This window comes from Enterobacillus tribolii, from assembly GCF_003363015.1.
Lineage (GTDB): Bacteria > Pseudomonadota > Gammaproteobacteria > Enterobacterales > Enterobacteriaceae > Enterobacillus > Enterobacillus tribolii.
The window spans coordinates 67,968-87,241 of sequence record NZ_QRAP01000010.1; the positions used below are offsets into that span (position 1 = coordinate 67,968).

The following is a 19,274-nucleotide window of genomic DNA, read 5'->3' on the forward strand; positions in this document are numbered from 1 at the left end:
ACCAGGCCCCGGTTTTGCGTTGGTCGGAAAGCATCACATTTCAATGCGCTTGCCGGCCTTTTTTTAGCCGATTAAGCGACAGACAGAGACTTATCTTCAACCAACAGCATGGAGTACGGCTCGGAAATATCACACATCACGGCCTGCGGGAAGACATTGGCATCAAACGCTGAAGCGCTTTCTGCTTTGCCGGTACCCTCAGTAACGATGGTGGTTTCATCTGCACCGAATACCAGGCTGGTTTGGCTTTCGCTCAGTACGTCAGACAGGTTCACCGCCAGCGTTTTTGCCGGTGCGCCAGCAGTCGTGCTCTCTTCCTGAACGAAGCTCAGGTTATCGCAGCTCGCTACGCTCACTAACAAAGACAGGTCGGTAACGTCGTCACCGGCAACTGCGACATCGGCGGCAGACGTATCAACGTACAGCAGGAACGGCGTGTCGTTGATCAGCTCTTTGCCGGACGGCTGGAGCTGAGAGACGGTCAACAGGTGGCGCCCTTCATCCAGCGGCTGTTCTGTCGCCAGTTCCCAGAAGCCTTTTTCGTCGGCGATGACTGAACCGATACGCACGCCGTTGTCGTACACGAATACTGCTTTGCCGGCATCAGCCTGGCCCTGGATTTTTACCATGTTGTCATGGGAAACAACGGAGGGGCGTACGTTGCCGTGGTCCGTAATCACATCGGTAATATAAACCACGGACTCAGCGCCTTCGGTCTCTATCTCCGGCAACCAGTTGATCTCAATGGAAACGGAGTGGCTGTACTTCCCTTCCATGTTGTTGCCGTCTACGGTAGTGGCGGTGAACGTGTGGTAGCCATTTTTTAACGCGGCGTCATGGGTAAAGCTCCACTTGCCGTGTTCATCCGCCAGGGTTTCCCCGAGCAGACGGCCGTTATCATAAATGCGCACCGTTGAACCGGCAGCGGCAGAGCCTTTCAGCACCGGATGGTTTTCATACGTTGACTGACGACCCTCAACGCCGCCGATGGGGTGGCCGCGGGAGTCAACAATCTGCTCAATCACGGCGCTCGGCTCTCTGTCTATTTCAGGCTCGCGACCGTATTCGCCCATAATGTTTACCGGATAAGGTGCGCTCATCAACCCCTGAACGCCATTGGCATCCACCGGCGCCACCTGGAAATGATGTTCGCCGTTAGACAGCGCAGACGCCGGCGTGAAGCTCCAGTTGCCCTGCTGGTCGGCATAGGTTTCGCCAATCAGCGTGCCGTTATCATAAATCTGGACCTTCAGGTTTGCGCTGGCAACGCCCTGCAGGGCCGGCGTGGTGTCGTTGGTGTGTTCAGACCAGCGGATCTCTTTGCCTTCGTCGTCAAGGATCTTGGTGATGAAGGCGGTTTCCGGAGCGGCAGGCGGTTCCGGCGGATTTACCGGCACATCTCCCCATTCGATTTCTACCTGATAAGGCGCGCTCATCGGCCCTTTCATACCCTGGGCATTCACGGACATGACCTGGAATGCGTGATAGCCTCTGGACAGGTCCGTCGTTAACGTATAGCTCCAGTTACCCTGCGCATCGGCAGTTGTTTCGCCGAGTTCTACGCCCATATCGAAGATCACTACTTTCTGGTTTGCTACGGCGGTGCCGTTCAGGGTCAGCTTTCTGCTATCGGAACGCGCAGAAGGTGCGACCACATCGCCATCCGGTTCACGGATATCGGTGATCAGCGCGACATTTTCCTGAGCCGGCGGCTGTGGCAGCAGTTCAGGATCGATGAGTGAATAAACGTCGATCAGATAAGCCGGGCTCATCTGCCCCTGGGCGCCATTCTCGCCAATGGGCATGACGCGGAATGCGTGCATTCCGTTGGAGAAACTCTGCTCCGGTGAGAAGCTCCAGTTGCCATGCTCATCCGCACGGGTTTCACCGATCAGGCGATCGTTATCGTACACCCTGACCGTTTGGTTAGCGCTGGCCGTGCCCTTAAGCGTCAGTTGGTTATCATTGGTGTGGCCCGGACCACGGGATGCATCAATTGCATTACCGTCGCGATCGGTGATCTGTGTAATCGCCGCGGTATCCGGCTGAAACTGCGGATCCTGTTCAGGCTCGGTCGGCAGGTTACGCATCACGTCCACCAGATAGGCCTGGCTCTGTAATCCATACTCGCCCGTTGCTGAAACGGACTGGGTCATGAATGCATGAGAACCGGAGGAGGTAACCATATAGTTCGCGAAGGTCCAGTTCCCGTTTTCGTCCGCATAAGTGTGGCCGACCAGATTATTGTTATCGTAAATCAGCACCTTGGTATTCGGCGTGGACGTGCCTTTCAGGGTAAACTCATCAAACTTGGTTTTTGTTTGATTACCGATCAATGTTTGTTCCGGGTCGATAATTGCGGTTATTACCGGCGCGGGAAGCTGTGAAAACATGAAATAACTTTTATCCATAATATACTCCTAATGAACGATAGTTTTTTTATCGTCAGTTCATCTCCGAACGAAATCGAACAGAGCTCCGTTATCCACACGTTACGTGCGAAATTTTTTATTAATCGAGCCACCTTAAAAGCCCCCCGCTTTCCCAAAGATATCGAAGCGTGGTGATATCGCCGTCATAGCGACTGGTGATGGCATTAACTTTATATGTGTAATAATCGCTTTCACTGCTCAGCACATCGAGAAAGCTTCTGCGGCCTGCGCTGTACCATTGCTCATAAAACATTTGGCGAATGGTATCGCTCTCCCTGGTTAATTTTTGGTAATTGTCGGTTCTTTCTTTCAGGCGTTTAATTTCTTTATCATCGACCTTAAGCCGGGATGTTAAATCCCGTTGTTGGTCGTTCTTTTTATATTTGGCCGCATTTGCCCGCGACGCTGCCGCGGCGATATTCGCCATGCCGGAAAAGCCGCTGAATAATTCCCAGCGTAAAGAGAAACCGGCCTGCAAACCGTAATCACGGCCATAGTCATCGGCGCTAAATCCTTTCGAGATCACGAAGTCAACGCTGGGCAGTTGCTCTGCTTTGGTTCTGGCCATATAGGCTGACAAGGCCTGATATTCCGCCTCGACCTCACGTATCGGCGCCGAATGGCTGACGTTGCCGATGGCCTGTTGCAATGAGGGAATATCGTTCATCCAGTATTGATAGACCGGCGCAGCGTCGTGGCGGCGGGCGCCAAACCATTTGTTCAGCGTTTCTTGCGTCTTGGCGATTTCCGCCTCAATATTTTCACACTCCTGCTGCGCCAGCAGCAGGCGGGCATTCGCCTGTACCAGTTCGCTGCGTCGTCCGATATCGACGTTGACGATCCCGTTCAACATATCAACCAGCGTGAGCATGCGTTGCTGATAGGCCTGCGCAACGGCCTTAATCGCCAGTTGCTTCGCCAGCTGAACTTCAGTGGAAGCCACGTTATAAGCCAGTTGGTCCAACTGCTGGGCATAGCGCGCCCCGACCGCGGCCGCGCGATATTGCCGCTCATCGATGGCGCGGCTGAGTCTTCCCCAGTCAAACAATGGCATAGAGGCCGAAAGCGTTATATCGCCCTTGGCGGTATTGCGTAAGTCGGCGACATCGCCCTGATACCAGGGCAGCACCGAAGCGCCCACGTTGATCTGCGGCAGACGCTCTCCCTGGGTGGCGCGGATATCCTGTTGAGCCGCTTCCCACTCTTCCTGCAGGCTTCTTATTCCCGGATCGTCGTTGGCTGCCTGCATGATTAAACGCCGGATGTATGACTTGTAAGGAAGCGCCTTGGTCTTCGGCACGGGCTGAGCGCCGGTTTCTTCCGGTTCCTTTTTCTCACGTACGGGCTTTGGGGCCGGAAGATCCTGGTGTGGCGATACGGCAGGCTGTTGGTATTGCCATTCATGCGTAGCGACGGGCGCAGGTGCAACCTGGACTTCCTGCGCCTCGTTTTTTATTGCCGGCGTTTTTTCGGCATCTGCATTTTTTACTGGCGCATTTGGCGCCTGATTCAGCAACGTGCTGAAGAAGTCATCCGAATTACGGCGCTGCTGACTATTTTCCATAACGTCCGACAGCATCTGTAATCCGTTATTATTCTCACCGCTGGCAATAAGCGGTGAGAATAACGAAAGAAAAATGACGACGTTCCTTGTTTCCCTGAATGTCATATTAACGTTCCCTGAATGCTTCCCTGGATTTAAGGATGGGTTTGAGCAGGAAGTCAGAGATGCGTTTTTCGCCCGTTTTAATATCGACCGTCGCCACCATTCCCGGAATCACCGGATAGACTTTGCCGCCGGCGCTTAACGAGTCCGCCGTGGTTTTGATGATGACGCGGTAGTAAAACTGATCGTCTGGCTTAGCCTGGTTTTTTTCTTCTTCCAGTGTGCTGGGGCTGACCAGCGTGACTTCTCCCTGAAGGCCGCCATAGATGGAGTAATCGTAAGCACTGATCTTGATCGTCGCGGGAAGGCCGGGATGAATGAAGGCGACGTCTGAAGGTTTCACCTTGGTTTCAATCAGCAGGCCATCTTCAACAGGCACGATTTCCATGATGTTGGCGCCGCTCTGAATAACAGCGCCCAGCGTGGTGGTGCGGATATTTTTAACGATGCCGTTTACCGGGGCATACAGCGTGCTTTTGGTTATCGCATCCTGCAATAAGACCAGCGTTTCCTGCACCTGCGCCAGTTCGCTCTCAGCCCGCAGCAGCTGGGCGTTGGCGTCCGCATGGAACTGGTTCAAACGCTCGTCGAGCTGAAGCTGGAGCTCGCTGACCTGGCGCTGGTTACGTAACAGTTCCACTTCCGACATCAGCCCTTTTTTTACCAGAGGGGCGGCCAGGCCGAGTTCACGCTGAGCCAGCGCCAGGTTTTTCTTCAGCCCGGCAACCGCCATTTGCTGCATTTTGATGTCGGCCTGATAGGCGCGGGTTTCGTCGGCAACCAACGACGGAAGGGCGAGAACGTCGGCCGGAAACGTCAGCGGGGTGGCGAAAATTTCCGCACGCAAACGGGCGATGGTGGCTTTGAGCGCCAGCGCCCTGGAGTTGCTCTCGCCGTACGAGGCGCGTGAACGGGTATCATCCATCTTTAGCAGCGGCTGGCCGCGGCTGACGTGTTCGCCAGCCCGTACGAGCAGGGTTTGCAGCACGCCGGTGTCGAGGCTTTGAATCACTTGCTCGTGGGCGTAGGGGATAACCTTGCCTTGCCCGCGGGTGATTTCTTCAACCTTGGCCAAATATGCCCAGGTGCCGGCAATGAGTAAAATCGCCAGTACGCCGTAAAGCACGAAAGTGGCACCCGGCGTGGATTGCGCCAGCAGCGCGGCATGCATATCGCGTAAATAGGCGCTCTCTTCCGACGTCACCTGCGCCGGGCGTTTTCCGGGTAACTTAAGCATGTGCTTTCACCTTCGTCAGCCGGGTAGCCTCAGCGCCGCGCAGTTGCTCGAGCACCGCCTCTTTCGGGCCGTCCGCCGCGACTTTGCCGCCGTCCATCACGATCAGGCGATCGACCAGTTCAAGCACGGGAAGGCGGTGCGTAACCACGATCAGCGTCTGCCCCTGGGAGATTTGCCTGAAGTGACGCAGGAATACCGTCTCCGTTTGGTTATCCATCGCGCTGGTCGGTTCATCCATCAGTAACACCCGGGGATGGACGAGCAGGCTGCGCGCCAGAGCCACCAACTGCCGCTGGCCGCCGGAAAGGCAGCAGCCGTTTTCTCCCACCGGCATATCCAGCCCCGCGGGATGGTTGCGGGCGATGGCATCCAGCCCGGTCAGTTGCAGAATGTGGGTTAACCGGGCGGCGTCAATATGCTGGCGTCCCATCAGCAGGTTGTCCCTGAGGGAGCCGAAAAACAGTTGGTTATCCTGGGCGATAAAGCTGACGTTGGCGCGCAAATCAGCGATGTCGATCTGGCGGCTGTCGAGATCGTCAAACAGCAGCTGCCCTTTGGTCGGCAAATAAAGCCCGGCGATGATGCGCAGCAGCGTCGATTTCCCGCTGCCGATACGGCCGATAATGGCGATACGTTCGCCTTCGCGGATAGTGATATTGGCGCCGTCGACCACGACCGGCGAGCCTTTGCCCGTGGTGTCCGGATAAGAGAATCCCACTCCCCGGAGCTGGATGTTCCCGTTCAACACGGGATTGGCGATATAGCTGCCGATGGCGTCGCGCTCCGTTGGCGTTATCATCAGGCGGTTCAGTGCGCCGAGCGCGACCAGCGCCTGCTGGGCGCGTACCGCCAGAGAGACGACCTGCCCGAGCGGCGCGATGACGCGCTGGGAAAGGATGACGCTGCCCATCAGGGCGCCGACGGAAATTACGCCGTCGCCAATCAGGTACACACCAAGGCTGACCAGTATGACCGTCTGCAGTTGCTGAATAGTGGTAATGAAATGGGTCGTCATGCCGGAGAGCAGGCGGGACTTCATCGCCACCGCCGCAAGCTCGGCGCTGTATTTTTCCCACAGCGTCAGCATGTGGCCTTCGCTGGAGGTCGCCTTGAGCGTTTCGAGTCCGGTCAGGGATTCAATCAGCAGCCCCTGACGCAGAGAACCGCCGCGCAGGTTCTCTTTCATGATGCGTGACAGGGGGATTTGCACCAGCAGGCAAACGCTCAGCGCGATCGGAAACAGGCACAGCGGAACCCAGGCCAGAGGCCCGCCGATGGCGGCGATGATGGCGATAAACAGAAACGCGAACGGCAAGTCGCTGAGCGTAATGAGCGTTGCCGAGCTGAAGAAGTCACGGACGGATTCATATTCGCGGATCTGGTTGGCGAATGAACCGGCTGAGGCCGGGCGGTATTCCATCCGCACCGACAGCGCTTTTTTAAACAGCCGGGCGCCGATGATCAGGTCTGCTTTTTTCCCTGCAATGTCAATTAAATATGCGCGGGTAATCCGGCAGGCGAATTCGAGTAAGATCGCGATAAATACCCCGGCCGCCAATGCCCACAGCGTGACATAGGCCTGATTCGGGATTACGCGGTCATAGACATTCATCGTGAAGAATGTGCCGGCCAGGGTTAATACGTTGATGAGCACCGCACCGATTGCCGCATTGTAGTAATAGCGGCGATAGTTCCACATAATCCGGAACAGCCAGTGCCCTTTTCCCGGCGCGTCATCGATTCCCGAGCGACGATCCTGCTCTGCTTTGGGTTTTACCAATAACGCATATCCGGTATAAATCTCAGCCAGCCGCTCGGCGGAAATAACAACGCTTTCCCCGTCCATGTCGGGCAGAATGACGTGACATTGCTCTTCTTCCCGCGCCAGCAAAATAATATTCTTTCGGTCGTGACATAGCAGAATGACCGGACACAGCAGCGCGGGGATGTCGTTCAGCGATTTTTGCACCAAACGGGCGCTGAAGCCGGCATTTTCCAGCAGACGAATGGCCGTGGTGGCTGAGGGCGTGGCGTCACCGGTCTGGCCATGCCTGAAAGCTGAAGGGCTAAAATTCTTACCAAAAAAAGAGCAGATCCACATAAGCGCATATTCATATATATATGGCTCATACTCATTTCCCTGAGAAATATATTCTTTTTTAACTGCGTCCGACACGTTATATCCTTATTAACTGAGCTATTGGATTTTATATGTATAGAACCATAGGGGAACAGAACTTTTACGATAAAAACAGAAATCTCCCGTAAAAAAAGAAAGTTTCATTGCGGTGATAAATTGTTTAATTTAAATCATTCATTATTTGAATTTAAAAATTGAGATAAAGCCTGTGTTATTATGGGATATATCCAATAAGAAATACAAATTCGTTTTCGTGGACAATTATGATGAATGACAGGAATAATCCTTTTTATATTGAAAGTGGGCGGGAAGTAAGGACCCCGTACCGGTGGTTAAGAATAAAAAACCTCCCTGACGGGAGGTCTGAGGAACAACATCAACGGCCGTTGGGATATTGATGTCGTTATATTACTGGGCTTGCTTAGCTGAAATTACGCTACGGCAGCCTGCATATCGCTTTCGAGCAGCATTACTGAGTACTGATCGTAAATACCACAGCCGATGGCAGACGGAATAGCCTCAGCAACCGGTTCGGCGGTTTCACCGATGGTTACTGTCACGGTTTCATCATTGCCGAAATGCAGCTCGCTCTCACCCGCAGACAGCAGTTCATCAAAAGCGACGTTCAGCGTCTGGGCTGACTTGGTTTCGCCGGACTGAACATCCTGCACATCAATAACCGGGATAGTTTCCTGAGCGGAAATCACGTTGTCCATTGCTGCCTGCGGCAGTTCAGGCGCTTCCACGTTGATCCAGAACCCCATGCTGCGGTAACCGGACATGTCGACAGAATCATCAACCGGCTTAGCGATAAGGATGTGTGAGCCCGTGCTCAGATCCTGCGTCGGCATAAAGCTCCAGTTGCCCTGAGCATCGGACATGGTTTCACCAATCACTTCGTCAGCATCGTAAATGACGACTTTCATATTGGCATTGGCCGTTCCCTTGATCAGCGGACGGCTGTCATCCGTTGTGTCACGGTTGCTCAGCTTGCCGGTTTTCGCGCCGATATCATCCACTACCTCGGTAATGACGGCATGTACCGGTACAAACGGCTCCGGCGCGGGTACGGTATGGTCAACTTCCACCCAATACGCGCCGCTTCTGTCTCCGTACAGGCTGGCGTTCTTCGGATCTACAGCCTGGGCAGCGAAGTTATGCGAGCCTTCAGACAGTGCGGTTTTCGGAATAAAGGTCCAGTTGCCGTGCGCATCGGCGTAGGTTTCGCCAATAACTTTGTCAAAATCATAAATGACAACCTTGGTGCCCGCTGTGGCAGTTCCTTTCAGTGTCGGACGGGTATCGCTGGTTTCACCGCCTCTTTCCAGAGACGTGGTGTTCACACCCACATAGTCAATGACTTGTTTGATCACTACGCGACCAATAGTTTTTGTTGTGCCAATCTTATTCATATTATTATCTCCTTGTGGGCAATGTAATTATTGACCCTATTTATTATTTTCTCTGCGCAATAAACGCAGAGACATTTTTCTGGCCTGGTTAAGCCAAAAATCAAGACTGCATTCCCTTGTGTTGGCGGCTGGTGCTAAATATAGAGAGGCATCTGCAATACCATGTTTAAGAGCGACAGTATTAACGTCTTTGTCATAAAGCCGAAAGACTGAGTCAGGAAATTATGGGAGGTGTTATGACTTATGATTCATTGAACACTTCCTGCTTTCTGAGTACATCACTCTCTTTGTATCGGTTTAATTAAATATTCTAAGTGGTAGAGGTTGCTTCATAAAAGCGAATGGCAAAAAAAAAGGAAAAATCTTATAACCAATATAATTTAACTGTGGTGATAACTCGATAAAAACGAAAGGTAGAGCCATAAATAATTGGCTTGATGAATATGTTATTAATTATATTTGGCTGAGATTATAAATGTCCGGAAGTGGAGGATCAATAAATTCTTGAGGAAAATTCCTTTTCAGGCATAGATCGCCTGCTCAGGAGATCTATTCTTTTCGTCGTAATATAATTGGTGCCTATATTTCGTGATTGAAGCGCCGATGGTCTTTAATGTGCCGATAAGCATTCCGGTGACCACGGCAATTCCAATAGCGAAGCGACTGGCGGAACCTGCACCTGCCGCACATAACAGAAGAATCCGTTCGGCGCCGCCAGGCGCAGCGCTGAGATACCAAATAAAGTGCCGGATTCAATGCGATGTTGCGCCCGGATGCTGCGTGTCAGCATAGCGGCCTGATGCTGTTCAGCAGAGAATTACCTTGGACCTGAACTGTCTCAGTAAAACGCATTGGCAGACACCACAAGGTGTTGATACCCGGTATTTGATACTAACCGAAAAATCAAAACCACGGCTCAGGTTGTTATTCAGAAGCCATGATATAGTTCAGCTGAGTTAATATTGATACCGGGGGTTATTATTTCTCTTGATCAAGATATAGGTAATTTATACAATGGAGTGCATCTTTATTAATGGGCTTTTAATTTTTTGATTTGTCTATTTTGTTGCCGCGTTTGATATGGGGATTTGTTTTATAGCCTCTGTTCTTGATGCGCCTTTTATATGTGGAAGAAACAAGATTAAGTCAAATTTCCGATACGGCAGGAGGGGCCATAAACCTAAAGAATGACGCCTGTTAGCATTAATACTGTGTACTCCTGTGAAAAGATATCACCGTGTTATCGAGTTGTAACTAAATTGCGCTTGAATATAAGTGCGTTGTAGCCAATTGACTGGCTGAGACCTTTAAGTGGAATTATTAACGTGATTATGAATGAAGTTTTTGATGAATTGAATGCCCCATCTTCAGCTTCTCATCTGATGAATGAATCAGAGATAAAAAAAGAGATGCGCCTTCTGGAAGAAGCTATTTGTAAAATTTCAGAAGAAAATGAAGTGTTAAAGATATTTAATGAGCATGTGAAAAGCATAGTCTGTTGACGTTTTTATATTTATGTATCTTAGCGCTGCCATGAAATAACATGTTTCATCCGGGTATAGTTAATATATTAATGAGTTTAGCCTGCTTCGTCGCAAAAGAGCCGCTTACAGCGGGAGCTGGAACGCATAATGTGTGTGTCTGCCTGTGCATCCGCAGCCGGACTCGGTAGGCCAATACTTCGGGGTCATGTCAGGATGAGATGCGGAATGGCTTTTGACGTGCTCAATACGCATATCGAATATCTGTCACTTGATTATCAATTTAACTACAACCACGGTGTTATCTGATCTGGCGCAATAAAAGGAGATGACAGTAAGAACAAGCACTGAGTAAGGATAATGCAGAGAAAGGCCATTAAATTTGCATTCAGGTATAAAAAAAACACGCAGACTGCCGATGATATCTTTCCATGTAGATTACGTGAATATTCCCAATCCTGAGAAAGCAAATTTATGTTAAAGAAAATCAAAATATCTACAAGTATGCTATTCGTGTTTATCCTCTTTGGCCTGTTGCAAATAGGCTCAAACACGACTGCCTTCATTTTTATCCAAGGCAACAATAGCGATCTGAATGCGCTCAATACCATTGCATCTGAATTCAGTACATTACGCGACGTTCGTTACCAGACGCTCGAGACGCAATACACCATAAATAGCACCCTTATCGGTTTGCTCGGCAATGATGCCAGTGAGTTGCAGTCTAAAATAGACCAAGCACGCAAGGGAAAAGAGAACGGCAGGAAGCTTTTTCAACAGTTCTGGGATATACCGGGATTGACGCAGGACAGCGCCCGCTGGGAAGGGCTGAAGCAGGCTTTTTATGATCTCGATGCTGAGTTCGAGAGCCAGATTGCCATATTGGAAAAGAAACTGAGTGCCGATGTCACAGTTAAAATGCTGAGTGAGATGCGGGAGCGGAGAGCACAGCGGGTAGAGCGTTTCACCACCGAGTTTGCCGAGTATATGAAGGCCACAGAGACGGTTTATCATGACGTCCAGGAAAAGGCCAGGGATGAATATCAGACGTTTTATAGCATTTTCATCGCGTCGCTGATTACTATTTTCGTCATCATTCTGTTGGTTCATATGATGATGAAGTACATCCTGATCAGGCCGTTAGGAGAGGTTACGACACACTTCGACTTGATAGAAAAAGGCGATTTACGCACTTTTATCCCCGTAGACAGCAACAATGAGATCGGCCGGTTGTATGCCGGACTGCATAAAATGCAAACCGGCTTACGTTCAATGGTGGCGAATGTTCGCCAGAGCGTTGACTCCATTAACCTCGGAAGCCGGGAAATTGCGGCGGGTAATATCGACCTGTCCAGCCGTACCGAGGAGCAGGCGGCGGCACTCACGGAAACCGCGGCCAGTATGGAACAGATCAGCGCCACCGTTCACCAGAATACGGAGAATACCGCGCAGGCTTACAGCATGGTTGATGCCACTGCCCAGGTTGCGCGCCAGGGGGAAACGCTGATGCAAAACGTGGCGGATAAAATGCAGGCGATTACCAGCCATTCGCAGCGTATCAGTGAAATCGTCGGTATGATCGAAAGCATCTCTTTCCAGACTAACATTCTGGCGCTTAACGCCGCGGTTGAGGCCGCCAGGGCCGGGGAGCAGGGGCGTGGGTTTGCTGTTGTTGCCAGCGAAGTTCGTAGCCTGGCGCAGCGCTGCGCCACATCCGCCAAAGAAATCAGTGTGCTGATTACCAACTCGGAAACCGATATCAGGGAAGGGGTTCAGTGGGTGGAGAAAACGGGAGACAGCATCCGTGAAATAGTGACTTCCGTAAACAACGTCGCGCGTGTCATGGAGAGCATTTCCCAGGCTTCCAATGAACAGAGCCGCGGCGTTGAACAGGTTCATGCCGCACTGACGCAAATGGATCAGGTGACCCAACAGAACGCTGCGTTGGTTGAGGAGATCGCCACGACGTCGGCTAACGTTGAAGCGCAGACAAAATCACTGGCGGAAGTGGTGTCAATTTTCAGGGTGAATAGCGGGGAAGAAAGCAAAGAAGAAGAACTGGAAGAATTTGACCGCCTGACACAGAGCCACGGATGAGAAACGCGCGGCAGCCCTGACTGGAACGCATTATGTTTGATGGCAGTCAATGGACGGTGGCTGCCATCAGAGACCTCAACAATCATATGATAGCCGTATAACCAGGTATTCAACATCGCGCGGTTTGCCCCAGGCGCCGGATTGAACCAGATGTTTGCTTTAGGCAATGACGACGCGATTAAGAGAGGAATATATTGTGCAGATTACACATGTTGACTTACGACCGGTCAGTACGTTTGGTAGCAAAATTGCTGTTTGTTTGAATCTTCATTTTACGGATGAAACGGTGGGGGACGGCTTTATTTGGATACCGGAGTTTGAACTGAGCCTGTACAAGTTTAATCATGTGGATTCTATACAGACGCGCACTGACATTACTTATGCCGTCTTTGAAAAATTATTTGATGTGAAAATAAAAAAGTCATAAGCGCGGGCATGCCGGTGTCATAATCACACTGCCATTGCAGAACAACGTATCTGTTCTGCTGCACTCTGAATGTATTGCTTTATAACCCGTATAGTTCGCAATAGTTAATGTGATGTCGTGAAGTTTATATTTCATTACTAATGAAGAGATGAATAACCACGGCATCAAACCGTATTGATGCCAGAAAAAATGCGTATCTGGCATTTTAAAATAATCCCGCGTTATACGTTTTTAACTTGGCGCGGGTAATTTCCCTCCATATCCTTGGTTTGCGTACGCTACCCAGCTCAGAATGAACCTGTGTAAAAAGGAATGAAGTTACTGCCTCCGGGGTGTGAGCGTCGCTGGCAGGAACAAAACCAGACGTTCTGCGTAAGTTCAGCGTGATTTACCCGCCGGTATACTCATCGCAGGCGAATCATGTTGAGCGTTTGTGGCTGCTACTGAAGAAAGTTCGCCATTTTATGATAACCGTCATCCTATTCCCCGGGGGTAAGTATGGGCGAACGAAAGTGTAGCGTTATTCGGCGCAGTTACTGCGTTTTTTTATAGCCAATGGTTCTAAAATAATCCGTCGGAAACTGTATGTGCATACAGTATTTGGTGCCATTATAAGTGCTTCAGTCATCGCTAAGTAATAGGAGTTTTTCATGTACCATATTGATTATAATAGCTATCGTTCAGTTAAAGGGTTTAACCGCCGGGTTAGATTTTTAGTAATGCACTATACCGCAGCTGACTTTGTTACGTCGGTGAAGTTGCTTTCTGGTGATGGTGGTGTGAGTGCTCATTTCCTTGTTCCGGACCCAACGGAACAGACCTATATTGACGCCGGGTTTAAGGAAATGCGAATTTTTAATTTGGTGGACGAAAGTGAGCGGGCCTGGCACGCAGGGGTTAGCTCATGGTCAGGAAGAAGTAATCTTAACGATACTTCGCTTGGCATCGAAATAGTTAATCTGGCAACAGACAACGATGGATATTTTACATTTCCTCCGTATAGTCCAATTCAGATCGAGGCGGTTAAAGAATTAGCGATAAATATCCTTCAACGTTATCCTGATATCCTACCTACCAATGTCGTCGGCCACAGTGATATCGCGCCGGGCAGAAAAAGCGATCCCGGCCCGGCTTTCCCCTGGAAAGCGCTTTATGATGCTGGTATTGGTGCCTGGTATGATAATAAAACCATGCACCGGTATAAGTTAAAGTTTAGAAAGAAGTTGCCGTGTAAGGATGACGTTATTGCTATGCTGGCACGATACGGGTATGACATTACAGGGGCAAAGACAGAAGATGGATATCAGAATCTTATCCGGGCATTCCAGCTCCATTTTCGCCAAAAGCAGTACGATGGTATTCTGGATACAGAAACAGCGGCGATCCTTTATGCTCTTGTAGATAAATACTTTCCGTCAAAATAACCCTTTACTCCCCCCTCATCAGTATTTTATCCCTGGCATTAACCAGGGGTTTTTTTTAACGGGTTGTAAGTACCCCACACGGAATACCATCCTTGTTTTGCAAAACAGGAGAGCACAATGAAACGCTGTCAGCGGGGGGAGATCTCCCCTGAATGACAACTTTCCGCATTACCGCGCCTCACGGCGTTTTACGCCCCTCTTTGCGCACCCGCTCAATATGGATAGAGAGAAACATAATCTCCTCCGTCGTCAGATCGCGCTGGTAACTGCGGTGCAGGTGCAAGGCAATCTTTTCCGCGCAGGCCCAGGCTTTGGCATAGTTATTCTTCACCGCGCTGTGCAGGGTTTCGTCATCATCGGGCACTACCGTTCGCGTTAGCATCCGTTGGGTGAAAAATTTCAGGTGAGTGACAAAACGCTGATAGCTCAGGGAATTCTCATCATATTCCAGCCGCAGTTGATACTTCACGAGGTGCAGGATTTCTTGCATCACCCGGGTAATATGCATCACTTCCGGCATTTCATTGTTAAGCTGGGCGGTTACCAGGTGCAGGGCGATGAATCCGGCCTCATCCTCTGCCAGTTCGACGCCGAGGCGTTTGGCGATAATCGCCCGCGCTTCCTGCCCCAGTTCGAACTCGCGCGGGTAAAGACGCCGGGTTTCCCACAGCAACGCATTCTTGATAGCCAGTCCTTTCTTTTGCCGTTCGATCGCGTAATGGCAGTGATCTGTCAGGGTGATATAGAGGCTTTCCTGCAGCTTGCCCAACCGGGTGCGCGCCAGTTCAATGATGCGATCGCAGGCAGCCATCACCTCCAGCGGGATCTGGCTTAACAATTCGCCGAGGCGGTTAACAAGCTCGTCGCTCTGCAGCGAGAATACTTTTTCGATACGCGTTTCGTCGAGAACGTCGCCCACCCGCTGCTGAAAAGCCAGCCCACGGCCCATTACCACCTGTTCGCGTTGCTGCTCATCCAGGATAACAACCACATTATTATTAAGTATTTTGGCGATTTTCATCCAAGCCCCGAAAACAAAAAAACCTGACTTCCGACGTAGTCAGAAAATCAGGTTTTGCCTGCCAGATGCAGTTACAATCCATTTCTGCAATTTATCACTTTCTCTCTTAGGGTTGAACTCCCTGCGGGAGAAACGTGATTCGGATCGCGAACACCGGTTACGAATATCAGAACATACGGAAACGGTATTCGATAATCACTTCCGACGAGAGCGTATGGGTCCGCGTATAGCGTCCATCCGTCAGAACCGGCGTTTTTCCGCTGCTCTTATACGACCAGCCCGGACCGAACATCGCCCATACCGTCAGGTTTTTAAACGTCGGGTCGGAAGGAACCCAGCGGGTAAAGGCGTTAATTTCACCGGTGCGTACGTGATTGCCTTTGTAATTGAAATTGGCAATGTTGCCGGCTAACCCTACTGCCAGATCCGGCGTCAGCTTATAGTCCGACATCGTTGCAAGCATGAGTTCCCCGTCGCGCATGTAGTCATCACCCGCATAGGCCATGGAGATAAAAGTACCGCGCGAGTTTTTACTCATATGCCGCGGGTAAAAGCCGACTTCATTGGCTTTCTGAGCATCGGTATAGCCTATGCCCCACTTGCTGCTCCAGCGATCCGCTTTCCATGTCGCGTCGAGAGCGAAATGCCAGGCATTGTTGTCGAAGTCTCGTTTGCTGGCAGGCATGGAAGTATATTCGTCAAGGGCATGGGTCGCGTATATCTGTGTACCGATATTCAGCCGATCCATGGGTTTGAGATTGGTGAATAACAGGTGGCGGCGCAGGTAGTTATCGCTTTCGCCATAGCCGTATTGCACATCCAGCAGGCGGCTTTTCCACTGCAGGTCACCACTGGCGAGGTGGTTGATTTCACGTCCGGTGTTGGTCTGGAAGTGTTTTTTGTCCGGCGAGTTACGGTCCATCGAGTTTTCGACGTACGCCCCGCGCAGGGTCAGGTCATCATAGCTGACGGATCCGCTCCAGCCGGAGTAGGTGGTTGGCGACAGGCGCGTTGAGGTAGAGATGACGCCAAAATTTTTCAATACCTGCCAGCCCCAGCGGGCGTTGAGCTGTACGTCCGCCACGTCATACTTCAGCTTGATGTTGCGCTGGCCAAACTTGGAATACCCTTCCGCGTTGCTTTTCTTATTTCCGCTCCCGTTGTTATAAAGTACGCCGCGAGAGTTAAAATAATCGCTGGCGCCCAGTTTGACGGCACCGTAATAGACGGCATCAACGCCGATAATATCAGAAAAGTAGCCGGACTGATAATCAACGGAGACACCCTGCCCCCAGGCATTATGCACGTGCTTGGGGTTGGCATTTTCCTCTTTAAGATATTTCCAGTAATTCTTCAGTGACAATCCCATCTGTGAATCACGGAAGAAGGGATCGGCAAGAACGTTATCCATTAGCGTGGTTTGTTTAATGCTGTCATTATTATCGGCGGCCCAGCCGGTTGCTGAAATGCCGAGTGCAATAAATGCTATAGCAGTACGATTCAGATTCATCAGATACCCCCAGAACGGGCCGCAGCGCGCCCTTACCTGCGCACGGTAATATTATCTGCGGCCAAGAAAGATAAATTAGCTAATTATTGTATTATTGGTTGTTTAACGCTTTTTTACCGGCTTCGACATATTTGAGCGTGCCGATTTCAGGTACCGTATAGCGGCCGTCTTTATAAACAATTTTTACCACGGCAGCATTGGACAGCGGCTTATTTTTTGCCGGATCGTCGGTCAGGTCAGAGATCATAATTTGCATCGATGTTCCTGATGAAATCGCCAGAATATTTTTGTCGCCTTCGGTTTTGGCTTTCTTGATGATGGTGTCCAGTGCCGCCTGAGTACGCTCCTTCACCTGGTCATAATTTTCCGCCAACCCTTTGGGGTCGGCTTTGGCCAGCGCGTTTTGGTTATCGCGCACCGCCAGCGTCCCTGCCTTCATGGCGCTGAACAGCGCCGCGCCATCGGACAGCCCCAGTTGGCGCGCTCCGGCGTCAGCCATCTCTTTATTAAAGCCGCCTTCAAAGCCGCCGAAGAAGGCTTCGCGCAACCCGGTCAGTTCGGTGAGCTGATAATCCGTGACGCCCGCCTGCTTCAGGATGACAGCCATGGTTTCGCGTTGTCGCCCGGCGTCACTGGCGTAGAAACGGTCAAATTTAATTCCTTTTAATCCTTCGCCTAAATAACGGGCCACCCGTACACCGTCTTCTGTCAGCGGCGAATCGGCCCACCCCTGAACGCGATCAAAAGTATTAAACAGAGTTTTTCCGTGGCGGGCGAAATAAATAGTCACCGTATCATCAGAAGATATTTTTACGTCATTTGCTGCTGAACAGGTTGCCGAGCTTGCAACAACCATTAAAGCTACCAGCCATTTTTTCATTTTATGTCCTTCCTTCTATATGCTGTTTTTCCAGATCCCCAAAAACAAAAAAACCCACGTCCTGTTTCGGGAGTAACGCTGGCTACTCGCGATATCTGACGTAGGTTTTGCCTGTATTCACAGTAACAATCCAATCGCCGCAACAATATCACCAACAATGGGAAATAACATCCACTTTTTTGATACCACATGAATAACTGTGATCGTCTTCATATCATCAAGGGGCAGATAAAAACGCCGGAAGCTCGCCAATGCAAGATAAGCCGAATAGGGAGGCGGCAATGCATACGAATGACAGTGTCAGAACTAAAAACGATTTTATTCTCCGTTGCGGGACGTCTTATTTTATTTGTTGAGCGCTGTCACAGAAAATAGTCAGTCCCTCTGGACAGAAATAAATACCGGGCGTATTTTCGTTCCCATCCTGGGGTTGTTACTGAAAACAGGCAAAACCTAAGATACTTGTCGCAGCAACATTGCGTGCAGGTGTCTTAGGTTTTTTTTTGCCCCTCATTCAGGCCCTGGCCATCAGACTCAAGGAGCACTCATGAAAACCAAAACCTTCGCCATCGCCCTGCTTTCTGCCTTTGCCTTCACGGCACAGGCGGCACCGCTGAAGATTCTGATCGTCAATGACGATGGCTGTGAATCTCCGGGCAGCACCTCGCTGCAGGATAAGCTGGCGGCTAAAGGCTATGACGTCTGGATGGTCGCCCCGGCCACCAATCAGAGCGGCATAGGCTCTGCTATCACCTTTAAAACCGGAAAGCTTTTCGATGTTAAGAAGGTTGGCGAGAAGCGTTATTGCTTCCCCGGTACGCCGGCTGACGCTGTGGATTTCGGCCTGTGGGGCGTGCTGAAGGATACGCCGCCGGATCTGATTATTTCAGGCGTCAACGATGGCCCTAACACCGGTATGGCGCAGGTGAATTCCGGCACCGTCAGTGCTGCCGTCCGTGCCGTGCGTTACGGTTTTCCGGCGATCGCCGCCAGCATCGGCTACATCTTCACCGAAGAGGAAATGAAGAATAAGTGGCCGAGCACGCATAAATACTGGCCGGACTCCGTTGACTATGTTGTCAGCATGGTTGACACGCTTAACGCGAAGCATACGCCGGGGACGCCCGTGCTGCCCAAAGGGTCCGGGCTGAGCATCAATTATCCGGCGCTGGCGAAGACCGACATCAAAGGTGTGCACTACATCAGCAACGAAGCGTTCCCCATTCCACAGATTGGTTATGAACTGACGGCGGATGGTAAGGCGAAGCAGACCATGAATCCGGCAGCGTTGGTACCGGCTGAGAACGATACGGATTCCGGCTGGCTCAACAAGGGTTATATCACCTATACCCTTTTTGATGGTACGTGGGACGCCCCGCAGTTTCGGGCACAGTATGAAGCGCTGTTGGGTCAGTAAGAGTACCGGCTTACCCAGCGTGAGCCGTATGGAATAAGGATTGTCACTGCATTTGCAGGCAAAACCTGACGTGCCGTCCTGCCAGTCAGGCCCGGCGCTCAGGTTTTTTTGTGCCTCAGTACAGATAACA

13 protein-coding genes and 1 pseudogene are annotated in these 19,274 nt (G+C 50.9%); 6 read left to right on the forward strand and 8 right to left on the reverse strand.

Translation table 11 applies throughout. The annotated features are described in order from the left end of the window. Nucleotides 1-71: 71 nt before the first annotated feature. The 5 genes from C8D90_RS18405 to C8D90_RS18425 form a co-directional block, all read right to left on the reverse strand. Nucleotides 72-2,411 carry an Ig-like domain-containing protein gene (locus tag C8D90_RS18405; RefSeq protein ID WP_115459926.1) on the reverse strand — a complete coding sequence of 780 codons (2,340 nt, stop codon included), beginning with the start codon at nt 2,409-2,411 and terminating at the stop codon, nt 72-74. Nucleotides 2,412-2,511: 100 nt separating this feature from the next. Further along, nucleotides 2,512-4,011 (reverse strand): TolC family protein, encoded by a 1,500-nt coding sequence (locus tag C8D90_RS18410; RefSeq protein WP_162844424.1) that lies wholly within the window; start codon nt 4,009-4,011, stop codon nt 2,512-2,514. Nucleotides 4,012-4,102: 91 nt separating this feature from the next. After that, complete coding sequence (locus tag C8D90_RS18415) at nt 4,103-5,335, reverse strand: HlyD family type I secretion periplasmic adaptor subunit (RefSeq protein ID WP_115459928.1); 1,233 nt, start codon at nt 5,333-5,335, stop codon at nt 4,103-4,105. Then, complete coding sequence (locus tag C8D90_RS18420) at nt 5,328-7,511, reverse strand: type I secretion system permease/ATPase (protein WP_115459929.1); 2,184 nt, start codon at nt 7,509-7,511, stop codon at nt 5,328-5,330. The genes C8D90_RS18415 and C8D90_RS18420 overlap by 8 nt, the downstream gene beginning before the upstream one ends. Nucleotides 7,512-7,906: 395 nt before the next feature. Continuing rightward, complete coding sequence (locus C8D90_RS18425; RefSeq protein WP_115459930.1) at nt 7,907-8,887, reverse strand: Ig-like domain-containing protein; 981 nt, start codon at nt 8,885-8,887, stop codon at nt 7,907-7,909. Between the two features lie 1,325 nt (nt 8,888-10,212). Between C8D90_RS18425 and C8D90_RS22115 the strand changes: the two genes are divergently transcribed. The 5 genes and pseudogenes from C8D90_RS22115 (at nt 10,213) to C8D90_RS18445 (ending at nt 14,316) form a co-directional block, all read left to right on the forward strand. Beyond that, nucleotides 10,213-10,389, forward strand: coding sequence for a hypothetical protein (locus C8D90_RS22115; RefSeq protein WP_162844426.1), 177 nt, complete (start codon nt 10,213-10,215; stop codon nt 10,387-10,389). Between the two features lie 453 nt (nt 10,390-10,842). Beyond that, complete coding sequence (locus tag C8D90_RS18430) at nt 10,843-12,465, forward strand: methyl-accepting chemotaxis protein (RefSeq protein WP_115459931.1); 1,623 nt, start codon at nt 10,843-10,845, stop codon at nt 12,463-12,465. 196 nt (nt 12,466-12,661) lie between these two features. Further along, nucleotides 12,662-12,892 (forward strand): hypothetical protein, encoded by a 231-nt coding sequence (locus C8D90_RS18435; protein ID WP_147291386.1) that lies wholly within the window; start codon nt 12,662-12,664, stop codon nt 12,890-12,892. A 374-nt stretch (nt 12,893-13,266) separates the two neighbouring features. Next, nucleotides 13,267-13,410 (forward strand): annotated as a pseudogene (locus tag C8D90_RS22295) (IS630 family transposase); the annotation flags it as partial. Nucleotides 13,411-13,542: 132 nt separating this feature from the next. Continuing rightward, nucleotides 13,543-14,316, forward strand: coding sequence for an N-acetylmuramoyl-L-alanine amidase (locus C8D90_RS18445; RefSeq protein WP_115459933.1), 774 nt, complete (start codon nt 13,543-13,545; stop codon nt 14,314-14,316). A 178-nt stretch (nt 14,317-14,494) separates the two neighbouring features. Here the strand turns inward: C8D90_RS18445 and licT are convergent, their stop codons facing one another. The 3 genes from licT to C8D90_RS18460 form a co-directional block, all read right to left on the reverse strand. Beyond that, entirely contained in the window at nt 14,495-15,337 is an 843-nt protein-coding gene (gene licT, locus C8D90_RS18450) for a BglG family transcription antiterminator LicT (RefSeq protein WP_115459934.1), read from the reverse strand. A gap of 166 nt (nt 15,338-15,503) precedes the next feature. Further along, a complete protein-coding gene (locus tag C8D90_RS18455) occupies nt 15,504-16,847 on the reverse strand; it encodes an OprD family outer membrane porin (protein ID WP_115459935.1) in 1,344 nt (447 codons plus the stop codon). Between the two features lie 91 nt (nt 16,848-16,938). Beyond that, a complete protein-coding gene (locus C8D90_RS18460) occupies nt 16,939-17,727 on the reverse strand; it encodes a histidine phosphatase family protein (protein WP_115459936.1) in 789 nt (262 codons plus the stop codon). 547 nt (nt 17,728-18,274) lie between these two features. On the opposite strand from C8D90_RS18460, the gene surE reads away from it, so the two are divergent. Further along, entirely contained in the window at nt 18,275-19,144 is an 870-nt protein-coding gene (gene surE, locus C8D90_RS18465; RefSeq protein ID WP_115459937.1) for a 5'/3'-nucleotidase SurE, read from the forward strand. The last annotated feature ends 130 nt before the right edge of the window (nt 19,145-19,274 follow it).